The organism is Arthrobacter sp. SO3 (assembly GCF_020532825.1).
Taxonomy (GTDB): Bacteria; Actinomycetota; Actinomycetes; order Actinomycetales; family Micrococcaceae; genus Arthrobacter.
Window position 1 is genome coordinate 5,823 of sequence record NZ_MQTS01000187.1, and the last position, 12,960, is coordinate 18,782.

Below are 12,960 nucleotides of genomic sequence, written 5' to 3' on the forward strand. Positions count from 1 at the left end.
CCCTCACCAGCGCTCCGGCCGCACCCAGCGCCCGGGCCGCCTCGGCGAGCGTGGCCCCTGTGGTGAGGACGTCGTCAATGATGAGGCACGGCTGTCCGTTCACCTCCGGAGCAAAAATCCCGCGGCGGACCCGCATGGATCCCCGCACGCGCTGCGCGCGGTCGCCGCGCCCCAGGCCCTTTTGTCCGCCGGCTCCTCCGGGACGCGGGGGGAGACTATGTCCGGCCGCGGCTTGCCGGGATGTCCTGATAGCGGTCCGCGGACCCGTCTTCCGCAGGGCGTTTACGGTAGAGAAGCCGGGGCTCCGGCCAAGTCCCGGCGCCCGGGGGCGTGCGAGCCTGCCGAGCAGTACATGGACCGGGCTGAAGCCGCGCTTCCGGTAGGCGCTGCTGCTGGTGGGTACCGGCACAAGGAGCAGCCCTTGGGAGTCCCCGACAGCGGCTCCGATGGCACCGGCCAGGCCCTTCGACAGCACCTGCGCGAGCTGACCCTGGCCGTGCCTCTTGAAGGACAGCACTGCCTGCGCCAACTCCGCTCGGTAGGCACCGGCTGCCACGACGGGAAGGAGCAGGGAGCCGTTCACGTCCATCAGGGCCGGGGCCTGGGCTTCGGCCCTGAACGGTTTGTTCATCAGTAGCCGGACCTGCCGCTCGCAGCCGACACAGAGCGCCAGGTCCTCAGCCCCGCAGCAGACGCAGTCCACCGGCGCGGCGAGTGCCACCACTTCTTCGGCGGCGGCGGCGGTCCTGTCTGCCAGCCGCGCCAGCGGCCGGTGGTAACCACCGCGGTGTCGCGCCGCAGTTGGCGCCGCTGGGGCCAGGTCGGGGTCAAGGAGTTCTCTGGAGGTCCTCACCAGCCAAGGCTCCGCCCCCGCGGCGTGCCGCGGTAGGCCCCTGGGGCGCTATGTGGACAAGGCTTGCCGGGAACCTAGGACGCCAGACGGTCGGGCCGCTCGTCCGATCCGCGTCCGCGGCTGGAGGCCTGCATCGGCGGGTTGATTGAGGACCAAACATCGTCAAGGGAGAGGCCGAGCACGCCCGCGATCGCCGCGATCGTGGAGAACGCGGGAGTGGCCACACGGCCTGTTTCGATCTTCCGAAGAGTCTCCGGCGAGATGCCCGCGGCCACCGCCACCTCGAACATGGAGCGATCTGTCCTCGCTCGACGCACAAGTGCGCCCAAACGGTGTCCTCGTTCGACCTCGGCGGGAGTGAGTGGGAGTCTGACCATGCTTCCAACTATAGTACCGGTATAGTATTACCGGTATATTTATTGGATAGTGAGAGGGCCACCGAGTGATCGAAATATTCAGCCCAACTGAACTACAGCGAGCGAAGGTGAGCGGAAGGTTCATCGCCACAGTTCTGCAGAGCCTGCAAGACCGGGTCAGCGTCGGCACAAACCTCTTGGAGATCAACCAGTGGGCCGGTGAGATGATTGCCGAAGCGGGCGCTCACTCCTGCTACGTCGATTACGCTCCCTCGTTCGGCCGCGGGCCTTTCGGACACTTCATCTGCACATCAGTCAACGATGCCGTGCTGCACGGAATGCCTCACGACTACGCCCTCGAGAATGGCGATCTCCTCACCCTTGACCTGGCGGCGTCCCTCCACGGGATCGTCACCGATGCCGCCGTCAGCTTCATCGTCGGAGTATCAAGAAACCCGTCGGACTCCCTGATGATCGAGACGACTCAACGGGCGCTCGAAGCCGGAATCGCGGCCGCCAACCCCGGAGCGCGTATCGGGGACATCTCCCACGCAATCGGATCCGTCCTTGCAACTGCCGGCTACCCCATCAACACCGAGTTCGGCGGGCACGGCGTCGGGTCGACGATGCATCAGGATCCCCACATCCCCAACACGGGCCGTCCAGGCCGGGGGTACCGGCTCCGCCCTGGGCTGCTCCTGGCAATCGAACCGTGGGTCATGGCGGACACCGCCGACCTGGTCACCGACCCGGACGGATGGACACTTCGAAGTGCGACAGGAACCCGTACCGCGCACAGCGAGCACACCGTAGCCATCACGGACGACGGACCCGTCATCCTCACGCTCTGACCTCCACCTCCATGGCGGAGCGACGGCCCTCGGGACGCTAGCCCGGGAAGGAAGGATCGATCGGCCCCTTGAGCTGCGGGGACCAGCCGCTCCCGAGTCGCTGGAAGATCCCTTCCGCGGACTGGGCATAGATTTCCTCCGCGCCGTTGCCCGCGCTGAGCGCGGTCAGCCCCGGCCACGGCGCGAGCTGCTGCGGCGCGGACGAGGTCAGGGACAGCAGTTCGGGAGTCACGGATTCGCTCGATGCGCCTTTCATCACCGCGACGGTAGTGTCGTCCACCCACACGCCCTGGTCGGGATCGTTCGACGCCAGCAGCGTCATCGGCACGGTGAGGTCCTTGGGCGTGCCATCCGCTGCCCGGATGATGCCCGCCACCTGGACCTTGGTCTTGCCGTTCTGCTCCGTGAGAATGAGTGCACGGGTACCCTCGCGTGAGACCCGGAACTCCTTGACGGACCGGCCGGCAAGCCAGGCCGGCGCCAGGGTCACGGCGGGGACGCTGGCCCCTTCGGCCACGCCGACAGGCCGGTAGGCGATCATTTCCGTGGCGCCGTTGGCCCCTGGCCCCGCCGACCAGACCCAGTCGTACCGGTCGAAGGACGGGCGGGTCAGGGTGGAGCGCGTGGTCAGCGCCCGGGCGGGCTGGCCGGGCACGACAGAGTACAACGTTCCGCGGCCGGCGTTGAGGAAGGCCGCGGCCTGCGAGACGGGAGATTCCGCCGGGGCGCGGGGCGCCAGGGCGGAGACGGGCTGGATGTCGGGAAGCGGCGAGACCCTGTTGTTCTCATACCGGACCAGGTCGTTGTTGCTCACGGCGATCTGCCGGGCCGGAACACTCTTGTCCCGGATCGGCGGGAGGACCGAGCCGTTGTCGTCCACCCGCACCAGGTCCTGGTTGGCCCGGAGCTCCACGTTGATGACGTCGGGCTGGCTGCGGAAGGTGAGGGCCAGCTGGGTCTGCATCCGCAGCCGGTCCTCGTTGGAGGCCTCCACGAGCTCCTTCGCCGTGAGGTCGACCTGCGCGGCGCCGGAGACGACCGGGACCGATTCGCGGGCCAGCTTGATGCCGGAGGGAAAGGCACTGACGACGGCGCCCTTGAGATACGGGGCCGGACCGCCGAGGAGGGCGCTGGTCATGGCCTTGACGGTCTTCTTCTTGATAAACCAGCGGATGTCGGGCACCGCGTAGGTAAACGTCGGGTCATAGAAGTAAATGGGGTAGGCGCCGTAGATGACCTTGAATGTCTCTTCCGGGATCGCCGTGCCGTCCGGGAGTTCCGCAATGCGCCACTGACCATCCACCTGGGTCAGTGTGGCGGGGATGTTCTCCTTGGTTCCCTCCGGCAGCCGGGTCGCAACCCCGTCCACATCGACGGAGTAGGAAACGTCCAGTTCGTAGTTGAAGACGTTTTCGACGCCGGTCGGCACCACCCGTGCGGCGCGGAAGACCAGCACCCGCTGGTCCGGCTTCCAGGTTACGGATGAGGCCTGTGTCAGGTATTGGCGTGCCACTGCGTAATCGTCCTCGTAGCCGCTGCCGGCGAGATAGAAGTCCTCGATCACGGCTTCGGGCCCGGCGCCCTCACGGGGCGCGGACGGGAAGAACACGGGGGCATTCTTGGGGTTCCCGGCGCTCTCATCCGTGCTCTTTCCCACCGGGCCCGAGCGCGGGATCTGGGCGCACGACGTCAGCAGGACCAGCAGCACCGCCAGCAGCGCGGCCCCCGCGCGGCTGGCCATCCTTGAGGCACTGCTCATGACCGCTCCTTCGTTCCGGTTCCCGCTGTTCCGGGGGATGTGGCTCCGGCATCGGCCGGACCTGGGACGCGCGGCCCGTCGTCGGGCCCGCTTCCGGCAGCCCGGTTCCCGCCGCCGGCGCGGGGCGCCGGTGTGGGGTCCAGCAGCAGCATGGTCCGTTGGCCAGCCGCGCCGTGCAGTCCGACGTCGACCGGCTCCAGCTGGAGGGGAGATTTGGTGATGGTCTCGCCTTGGCGCAGCGGGAGGGTGAGTCGGAAGTTGGCTCCGCTGCCTTTCCTTCCCCACGCCTGGAGCCAGCCGTTGTGGAGTTTCGTGTCCTCGGCAGCGATGGAAAGTCCGAGGCCGCTGCCTCCCGTCGTGCGTGCCCGGGCCGGATCGGCGCGCCAGAACCGGTCGAACACGCGTGCTGCTTCCGCCGGGGCCATGCCGATGCCGTGGTCCCGGACGGCGACTGCCACTGCATGGTCGTTGGCGGCCACGGAAATATTCACCGGGCGGCCCTCGCCGTGTTCGAGGGCGTTCAGGACGAGGTTGCGCAGGATCCGGTCAATGCGGCGGTCATCCATGTCCACGATAATGCTGCCCGCGGGCGCGTTGAGGGTGACCTGGGAGCCGTACTCGGCGGCCACCGGGGCCACGCCCTCCATCACGTGCGAAACGAGCTGCACGATGTCGCCCGGTTCGGCGTCGAGCGTGGCCACGCCCGCGTCGAAGCGGGAGATCTCCAGCAGGTCGGCGAGGAGGGACTGGAACCGCTCCACCTGGTTGTAGAGCAACTCCGCGGAGCGCTTGTTGATGGGGTCGAAGTCTTCGCGCGCGTCGTAGAGGACTTCCGCAGCCATCCGCACGGTGGTGAGCGGGGTGCGCAATTCGTGAGAGACGTCGGAAACGAAGCGCTGCTGCATCTGGGACAGTGTGGCGAGCTGGGTGATCTGCTCCTGGAGGCTGGCGGCCATGTGGTTGAAGGAAGCCCCGAGCCGGGCTACCTCGTCCTCCCCCTTGACCACCATGCGTTCCTGCAGCTGCCCCGCGGCGAGCTTCTCGGAGACGAGCGCGGCATGGCTCACCGGGCTCACGACATTCCGGGTCACGTACCAGGCCACGGCACCAATCAGGAGCGCCAGCACTGCGCCGCCGGCCAGCAGCACGTTCTGGATCTCATCGAGGGTCTTTTGCGCCGTGTTGAGGTCGTAGATCAGGTACAGCTCGTAGACCGTGCCGTTGAAGGTGACCTTGTTGCCGACGGCAATCCCGGGCCGGTCTTCTGTGCCCACGGGGAACTCCGTGGATGCCCAGAATTGCTCCTTGCCGGAATCCTGTACGGCCTTGCGCAGCTCAGGGGGAATGACGCTGATGGTGAGCTGGTCCGATGCCCGCGATTCCACCCAGCGGTTGCGGGGTTTGGTCTGTTCCGGCATTGCTTCGAAAACGTAGCGCCGCTGGATCACGGAGCCGCGTCCCTCGACGGCGTTCAGGGTGTCGTAGACGAGGGTAATGACGCTGGACTGGTCGGTGACCTGGGCGCCGTCGAATGTGTCCTGGACCTGCTTGACGTTGTACCGCGTCTCCGATTCGGCCTGGACGAGCCGTTCCTGGAACAGGTTGTTGGCAATCTGGTTGGACAGGTACGCGCCAACGACGGCGAAGGACGAGATGGCGAGCATCAAGGTCGTCAGCACGGTCCGGAACTGCAGCGACCGCCGCCATTTGCGGTGCACTGAGCGGAGGAGGTAACGGATGCCCGGGAGCAGGCGGGAGGCGCCGATGCTGACCAGCCTCGCCACCCGTACGCCCACGATCCGGGCGCGTTTCACCCAGATCCGGGTGCGGAACCGGAGGGTGTGCCACAGGGCGGCAGGACTGTCCGGGAGCCCGGGGCCGGGGACCGCCTGCTCCGGCGCGCCCCGATCCAGCGGGGGGCTCACCGGACCGGCTCCCGGGCGGCCGTCCGGCGGCTCAGGAACCTGCTTTGTAGCCGACACCACGGACCGTCAATACGACTTCGGGGGCTTCCGGGTCACGTTCGATCTTTGACCTCAGCCGCTGGACGTGGACGTTGACGAGCCGCGTGTCCGCGGCGTGCCGGTAGCCCCAGACCTGTTCCAGCAGGAGTTCCCGGGTAAAGACCTGCCACGGCTTGCGTGCCAGGGCGACCAGCAGATCGAATTCCAGCGGTGTCAGCGAAATGCGTTCGGTGCCGCGGCTGACGAGGTGTCCTGCAACGTCGATTGTGACGTCCGCAATGCGCAGCGTCTCGGGCGCCTTCTGGTCGCCGGGCCGGAGCCGGGCCCGGACCCGGGCGACGAGTTCGGCCGGTTTGAAGGGCTTGGGGACGTAGTCGTCGGCCCCGGACTCAAGTCCGCGGACCACGTCCGAGGTGTCCGCCTTGGCGGTGAGCATCACGATGGGCACGTCGGACTCGGCCCGGATCTGGCGGCACACCTCAATGCCGTCTATGCCCGGAAGCATAAGGTCCAGCAGCACGAGGTCCGGTTTGGCGGAGCGGAAGACGTCCAGCGCCTGCCCGCCGTCAGCGCAGAAAACGGGTTCGAACCCGTCATTGCGCAGCACAATACCGATCATCTCGGCCAGCGCCTCGTCATCGTCCACTACCAGAATGCGTGCCTTCATATGTATATATTCCCTTATTGCAATGGCTTTGTCGTATTCAGCAGTGCCCCGGCATGGCGCCGCCGGCGCCCGGGCGGCACATCGAGGCTTCGCTGGCCGGCCGGTCGGTGTGACAAAGCCGCGTCCTTCCCGCATGCTGTGGACAGGAACCCGTCAACAGGTCCGGCATCCCAGGAGGATTCTGTGAGCACCCCGATCTACCAGCTTGCCCTCGGCACTGACTTTGCCCGGCTGCAGCCGGAACTGCAGGAGTACTTTTCCCTCGCTCCCGGCTCCGGCCACTACGGCGTCGGCGAGGGGGTGTTTGAGGTCGTTGGCTGCCGGCAGGAGTGGCTCCGTCCGCTGCTGCGCCTCGCCACCGGCGAGCAGGCTTTCTTCCCGGAATACGGGGAGGGCATCCGGTTCCGGATTGAGAACCACGCCCATCTGGACCCGTTCGGCCGTTCCAGCCTCACCGCCCGGCGCGAGATCTTCTTCCCGGGCACCACCCGGTTGTTCCACGACACCACGAGCTTCGATGATGCCGGCAGCCGGCGCGGACTGCTCGATTACGTCGGGCGGTACCGGCGGCTCGTTACGGACCTCAATCTCAGCGTCACCGCCGGCGGCCGGCTGCGCGGGGTCTCGGAGGCATCGAGGCTGTTCCTCGGACCGCTGCGGATTCCCCTGCCGGCAGCCCTTGATGCCAAGGCCTACGCCGAACAGTGGTGGGCGCCCGAGGAAGGCCCGGCCGGAAAGCACCGGATCCAGGTGAAGGTGATCCAGCCGCAACTCGGACTGGTCCTGGTCTACGCCGGGCACTTCGACTACCGGCTGGAACCGTACCCCGGCGGAGTGGCGGCCCCGGGCTACCTTCCGGACCACGCCAGACCGGACCGCTGGGAAGCCCGCAGCTGACGGCAGCGCTGATCCGTGCTGACCGGCGCTAGCCGAGCGCGAGCTGGTTGAGGCCGTCTGCCACCTGGGTCAGCCGGGTCAATACCGCCGTCGCGGACGACGGCGAATGCCTGGCCAGCCCGTCCGACGGCGTGACCCGCAACCCGCCGAGAGTCGGGGCCGTCAGGCCCAGCTGGCGCCACGGCCGCCAGAGCGTTTCCACGACATCGGCAACGCGGGGCAGCTCCGCTGCGGGGTTGGAGACGTCGAGCGCTCCGGCCCACAGCCGTTTGCCTGACTCCACCGCGCCGGCGAGCTGTTCCCATTGGCGGGATGTGAGGGCGCGCAGGGGAACGGCGATCCCGTCCGCCCCGGCGGCCAGGATGCGGTCGAACGGCGCCTCGACTTCCGGGACGCGGATCACCACCTCGACGGCGCCGGCCACGCGGAGGGCATCGATGACCAGCTGCCAGGCCTCGGTGGCTTCCCTGCCCGGCACGGAGCGAAGGGTCCGGTAGCCGCTGGAGGTGGGAATGGTGCCGGCCAGCACCGAGGCGATCTCTGGCTCGTCGATCTGGACCACGATCCGGGCACCCGGGGCCGCGGAAGCCACCCGGCTGAGGTAGCTGCCGGCGCCGGCCGCCAGCGAGGCCGCAAGGTCCCGGCGGGCTCCATGGTCGATCAGGGCCCGCTCGCCGTTGTGCAGGTGAAGGCCCGCGGCGAGGCTGAGCGGACCACGGAGCTGGATCTTGATGTCCTGCGCCGGGGTGTCCTCGGCGCCGATCACGTCGGCGAGGATGTTGATGTCGGTGGACAGGGCTGAACGTGCGCGCCGAAAGTCCTTGCCTGGCCGGTCGACGATCCGCCAGCCATAGGGCTGCACGTCCACGGAAAGGTCCACGAGCAGGGACGCTGTCCGGCCGAGCGCGTCGGAGCCGACGCCCCGGTCCGGCAGCTCGGCAAGGAAGGGCAGGTGCGGGGTGCCGAGCTCGCCGCGGATAATGCGTGCAGCCTCGACCGGGTCCTCGCCGGGCCAGGTGCCCAGGGCAGTGGCGGTGACTTCTTCGGGCCCGGCCGCCTGTGATGTGGCCACGGCTAAGCGGGGGCGGAGACGGCCGGGCCCGCGGGGCCGGGCACCTGGCCGGCGGTCAGGGCGGAATCTGCAGCCTGGGTATCGGCGGCCAGCGCCGCCTCGTGGTCCTCGGCTATGGCTTCGTGGTGCCGGATGACTTCGCCGATGATGAAGTTCAGGAACTTCTCAGCGAAGGCCGGATCCAGGTGGGCCTCGGCGGCGAGCCTGCGCAGCCGCGCGATCTGGGCCGTCTCCCGGCCAGGGTCACCGGCAGGAAGCTTGTGGGTTGCCTTCAGGAATCCAACCTTCTGGGTCGCCTTGAACCGCTCGGCGAGAAGGTAGACAAGGGTGGCATCGATGTTGTCGATACTGGAGCGGATCGACAACAGCTCCGCCATCACCGCGGGATCCACCTGACCGGCCAGCGAGCTGGCCCCGGGGTCAAAGGAATCGGCGTCGGGATGAGTATGGTTCTGCTCGGTCATTGACCCAGTCTAGGGGCACCGGCGCTAATGACTTCTGCTGTTAAGCGCTGCCGGCGGGGCCTCCGCACCGCCGGCTTCGGACGCACCAAGGGACATGCCCACCGTTCCAACTGAACGGTGGGCATGTCCCTTGGTGTGCGCCGAGAACGGTCAGCTGTGGAGTACCTCGCGGAAGGCCTCGCGGCGTCGGGCCTGCTCGTCCGGGTCCGGTACCGGCAGTGACGCGATGAGTTTCTTCGTGTAGCTGTGCTGCGGGTTGCCCATCACCTGGTTCCCGAGCCCCTGTTCCACCATCTTGCCCTTGTAGAGCACGCCGACCCAGGTCGAAAGGATGTCCACCACGGCGAGGTCATGGCTGATGAACAGCGCCGCGAACCCGAACTCCCGCTGGATCTCCTTGAAGAGCTCCAGCACCACGGCCTGCACGGAAACATCCAGCGCCGACGTCGGCTCATCAGCGATGAGCAGCTTCGGGTTAAGGATGAGCGCCCGCGCCAGGGAGGCGCGCTGCCGCTGGCCGCCGGAAAGTTCGTGCGGGAACCTGTCAGCGTACGACGCCGGCAGCTGCACTGACTCGAGCAGCTCGCGCACGCGCTGGCGCGCCTCAGCCGGGGTGGGGTTGCCGTGGATGACGAGGGGCTCGGCGACGCAGTCGCCGATGGTCAACTGAGGGTTGAAGGACGCCGCGGGGTCCTGGAAGACGAAGCCAATCTCCTTGCGGAGCGGCTTGAAGGTGCGCTCCTTGAAATTCAGCATTTCGTAGCCCAGCACCTTAAGACTGCCGCCCGTGGTCCGGTTGAGCCCGGCGATCGCGCGGCCGATGGTGGTCTTGCCGGAACCCGACTCCCCCACCAGGCCGAAAACTTCGCCTTCGGACACCGTGAAGCTGACGCCGTCGACGGCCTTGAAGGCCGGACTGCCCAGCCGTCCCGGATACTCGATGGTCAGGTTCTTTGCCTCGACCAGCACCTTCCCGCCCTGGTGGGCGCGTTCGGTCATGCCTTCGGAGGCGGAATTGCGGCCCAGGTGCGGGACGGCGGCCAGGAGCTTCTTGGTGTAGTCCTCCCGGGGATGGGCGAACAGCACCCGGGCGGAAGCCTCCTCCACGACGTCGCCCTGGTACATGACCACCACGCGGTCGGCGAGGTCGGCGACAACGCCCATATTGTGCGTGATCAGCACGATGGACGTCCCGTACTTGTCGCGCAGGTCGCGCAGCAGCTCCAGGATTTCCGCCTGGACAGTGACGTCCAGGGCGGTTGTGGGCTCGTCGGCCACGATCAGACCGGGGTTCAGGGCCAGCGCGGCGGCAATGACGACGCGCTGCTTCTGGCCGCCCGAGAACTGGTGCGGGTAGTAGTTGACCCGCGTTTCCGGGTCCGGGATGCCGACCTTCCGGAGGGCATCGATGGCGCGGGCCTTGGCATCCTTGGCTGAGATCTTCTTGCCGCTGCCGGCGTCGACATGAGCCCGGATGCCTTCGGCAATCTGCCAGCCCACGGTATAGACCGGGTTGAGTGCCGTGGACGGTTCCTGGAACACCATGGCGACGTCGCGGCCGCGGATCTGCCGCAGCTTGGCCGCACTGACGCTGATGACGTTGTTGCCGTTGATCAGGACGGCGCCCTGGCTGGTTGCCGTTTCCGGCAGGAGGCCCAGGATGGTCTTTGCCGTCACGGTCTTGCCGGATCCCGATTCGCCGACGATGGCGACAACCTCGCCGGGATTGACTTCGAGGCTGACGTCCTTGACGGCGAAGACGTCGCCGCCGTCTGTCGCGAACGTGACCTTGAGGTTCTCGATGTCCAGAACGGGGCCGGAGCCGCTGGCCTTACGGTCTGGAATGGAGCCGATGTTGATGCTCATGAACTGCTCGATTCTGCTTCAGGGGCGCCCTGCACGCCGGCGGTCGGGGCGGGGCCGGCGGCGGGAGCCTTTTTGCTCCCGGCCTTCTTGCGGCCCCTGAGCCGTGGATCGTTCAGATCGTTCATGCTCTCGCCGACCAATGTCAGCCCCAGCACGGTCAGGACGATCGCCGTACCGGGGAAGACGCCGGTCCACCAGATGCCCGAGGAGGCGTCAGCCAAGGCCTTGTTGAGGTCGAAACCCCATTCGGCGGCGGAGGACGGTTCGATGCCGAACCCCAGGAAGCCGAGTCCGGCAAGGGTCAGGATCGCCTCGGAGGCATTCAGCGTGAAGATCAGCGGCAGCGTGCGGGTTGCGTTCTTGAAGATGTGGCGGCCCATGATGCGGATGCTGGAGGCACCCACCACCTTGGCTGCTTCGACGTATGGCTCCGCCTTCAGCCGGATTGTCTCGGCACGGATCACGCGGAAGTACTGCGGGACGAACACCACGGAGATGGAGATGGAACAGGCAATAATCCCGCCCCAGAAACTGGACTGGCCGTGGTTGATGACGATTGACATCACGATGGCCAGCAGGAGCGAGGGGAAAGCGTAGATCGCGTCGGCGATCACCACGAGCGTCCGGTCCAGCCAGCCGCCGAAGTAGCCGCTGAGCAGGCCCAGTGCGACGCCGAGGAAGATCGACATCGCCACGGCGACGACGATCACGACCGCCGCCGTCTGGGCTCCCCAGATCACGCGGGAAAAGACGTCGTAGCCGCCTACAGTGGTACCCCAGAGATGGGTGGCGCTGGGGGGCGCCTGTGCCGGGAAAGTCCCGGAGGCATCGCTGAGCTGGGCAAAGCCGTAGGGCGCGATCAGCGGAGCCAGCGCCGTCGTCAGCAGGAAGGCGACGGTCAGCACCAGGCCGGTGACGAGCATGCCGCGCTGCAGCCCGACGCTTTTGCGGAAGTGCGAGATCACCGGCAGGCGGTACATGAGGGGCTGCGTGCGCCCGCTTGTTGTCGTTGCAGTCATGGCTAGTACCTCACTCGCGGGTCGATCAGGGCGGCGACGACATCCACGATGAAGTTCGTGATGGCAACGATGACCGCCAGCAGCACGACGATGCCCTGGACAGCGACGAAGTCGCGGGAGTTCAGGTATTGGACGAGCTGGTAGCCGAGGCCCTTCCACTCAAACGTCGTCTCCGTGAGGACGGCGCCGCCCAGCAGGAGGGCAATCTGGAGCCCCATGACCGTGATGATCGGGATGAGGGCGGGCTTGTAGGCATGCTTGGTCACCAGCCGGAAGTTGCTCACGCCGCGGGACCTGCCGGCCTCGACGTAATCCTTGCCCAGCGTGCCGATGACGTTGGTGCGCACCAGCCGGAGGAAGACCCCTGCAGTCAGCAGGCCCAGGGTCACTGCCGGCAGGACCGAATGGGCCGCGACGTCGCCGAACGCGGCCATGTTGCCGCTGCGGAGCGCATCAAGCCAGTAGATCCCGGTCGGCGCGGCCAGGGTTCCCATGGCCAGTTCGGTCCGGGTGGAGGCCCGTCCTGCGACGGGCAGCCAGCCCAGCCAGATCGAGAAGGTCAGCTTCATCAGCAAGCCGGCGAAGAACACCGGGGTGGCGTAGCAGAGGATGGCGAAGAACCGCAGGACGGCGTCCGGCACCTTGTCGCGCTTGTAGGCTGCGATGAGGCCGAGCGGGATGCCGACGATCAACGCCACGATCAGGGCGTTGATGGCCAGTTCAAGGGTTGCTGCGCCGAAGGTGGCGAGCATTTCGACGACGGGCCGGCGGTCGGTGATGGTGGTGCCGAAGTTGCCGGTCGCCACCTGCCCGACGTATTCCAGGTACTGCACCAGGATCGGGCGGTCGTACCCGGCGTCATGAATGCGCTGCGCCAGCGCTTCAGGGGGAAGCCTGCCGCCCTGGGCGGCAGTGATGGGGTCGCCGATGACCCGCATCAGGAAGAAGACCATGGTCACCAGAATGAAAATGGTCGGAATGATCAGGAAGAACCGGACCAGGATGTATGTCCCCAGTCCCCCGCCCGAGGATTTTTTCTTGGACGGAAGAAGTCCGTCGGCGTCGCTGGGCGGCGCCTCTATCAGTGTTGTCATTGGTACCTAAAATTGTGCTTTCGCGGCCATGGGCCGGCCCCGTGAACTGCAAGGTGCGTCAATGACCAGCAAAGGCGGGGCGCCTCGAGGGCGCCCCG

The 12,960-nt window shown here is 67.2% G+C and carries 12 protein-coding genes; 2 read left to right on the forward strand and 10 right to left on the reverse strand.

The window, feature by feature from the left end:
• A partial coding sequence (locus BJQ90_RS17345) for a ComF family protein (RefSeq protein ID WP_226761456.1) occupies window positions 1-853 on the reverse strand: 853 nt, incomplete at its 3' end.
• Between the two features lie 74 nt (window positions 854-927).
• Window positions 928-1,230, reverse strand: coding sequence for a helix-turn-helix domain-containing protein (locus BJQ90_RS17350; protein ID WP_226761457.1), 303 nt, complete (start codon window positions 1,228-1,230; stop codon window positions 928-930).
• A 65-nt stretch (window positions 1,231-1,295) separates the two neighbouring features.
• Between BJQ90_RS17350 and map the strand changes: the two genes are divergently transcribed.
• A complete protein-coding gene (gene map / locus BJQ90_RS17355; protein WP_226761458.1) occupies window positions 1,296-2,060 on the forward strand; it encodes a type I methionyl aminopeptidase in 765 nt (254 codons plus the stop codon).
• Between the two features lie 37 nt (window positions 2,061-2,097).
• On the opposite strand, the gene BJQ90_RS17360 is transcribed toward map, so the two are convergent.
• The 3 genes from BJQ90_RS17360 to mtrA all read right to left on the reverse strand — a co-directional run bounded on the left by BJQ90_RS17360 (window position 2,098) and on the right by mtrA (window position 6,450).
• Window positions 2,098-3,819, reverse strand: a complete 1,722-nt coding sequence (locus tag BJQ90_RS17360) for an LpqB family beta-propeller domain-containing protein (RefSeq protein WP_226761459.1) — start codon at window positions 3,817-3,819, stop codon at window positions 2,098-2,100.
• Window positions 3,816-5,615 carry an MtrAB system histidine kinase MtrB gene (gene mtrB / locus BJQ90_RS17365; protein WP_413463710.1) on the reverse strand — a complete coding sequence of 600 codons (1,800 nt, stop codon included), beginning with the start codon at window positions 5,613-5,615 and terminating at the stop codon, window positions 3,816-3,818. Before mtrB ends, BJQ90_RS17360 begins: the two co-directional genes overlap by 4 nt.
• A 160-nt stretch (window positions 5,616-5,775) precedes the next feature.
• Window positions 5,776-6,450 carry an MtrAB system response regulator MtrA gene (gene mtrA / locus BJQ90_RS17370; protein ID WP_226761460.1) on the reverse strand — a complete coding sequence of 225 codons (675 nt, stop codon included), beginning with the start codon at window positions 6,448-6,450 and terminating at the stop codon, window positions 5,776-5,778.
• A gap of 183 nt (window positions 6,451-6,633) precedes the next feature.
• On the opposite strand from mtrA, the gene BJQ90_RS17375 reads away from it, so the two are divergent.
• The gene (locus BJQ90_RS17375; RefSeq protein ID WP_226761461.1) at window positions 6,634-7,347 is read left to right on the forward strand and encodes a DUF4166 domain-containing protein; all 714 of its coding nucleotides are present in this window, start codon (window positions 6,634-6,636) and stop codon (window positions 7,345-7,347) included.
• A 28-nt stretch (window positions 7,348-7,375) separates the two neighbouring features.
• Here BJQ90_RS17375 and BJQ90_RS17380 read toward each other — a convergent pair whose 3' ends face one another.
• The 5 genes from BJQ90_RS17380 to BJQ90_RS17400 all read right to left on the reverse strand — a co-directional run bounded on the left by BJQ90_RS17380 (window position 7,376) and on the right by BJQ90_RS17400 (window position 12,862).
• Window positions 7,376-8,419, reverse strand: coding sequence for a hypothetical protein (locus BJQ90_RS17380; protein ID WP_226761462.1), 1,044 nt, complete (start codon window positions 8,417-8,419; stop codon window positions 7,376-7,378).
• 2 nt (window positions 8,420-8,421) lie between these two features.
• Complete coding sequence (locus BJQ90_RS17385; protein ID WP_226761463.1) at window positions 8,422-8,883, reverse strand: chorismate mutase; 462 nt, start codon at window positions 8,881-8,883, stop codon at window positions 8,422-8,424.
• 150 nt (window positions 8,884-9,033) lie between these two features.
• On the reverse strand, window positions 9,034-10,749 hold the full coding sequence (locus BJQ90_RS17390) for an ABC transporter ATP-binding protein (protein ID WP_226761464.1): 1,716 nt from the start codon (window positions 10,747-10,749) through the stop codon (window positions 9,034-9,036).
• The gene (locus tag BJQ90_RS17395; RefSeq protein WP_226761465.1) at window positions 10,746-11,768 is read right to left on the reverse strand and encodes an ABC transporter permease; all 1,023 of its coding nucleotides are present in this window, start codon (window positions 11,766-11,768) and stop codon (window positions 10,746-10,748) included. The genes BJQ90_RS17390 and BJQ90_RS17395 overlap by 4 nt, the downstream gene beginning before the upstream one ends.
• Before the next feature lie 2 nt (window positions 11,769-11,770).
• Window positions 11,771-12,862, reverse strand: coding sequence for an ABC transporter permease (locus BJQ90_RS17400; RefSeq protein ID WP_226761466.1), 1,092 nt, complete (start codon window positions 12,860-12,862; stop codon window positions 11,771-11,773).
• Window positions 12,863-12,960 lie beyond the last annotated feature (98 nt).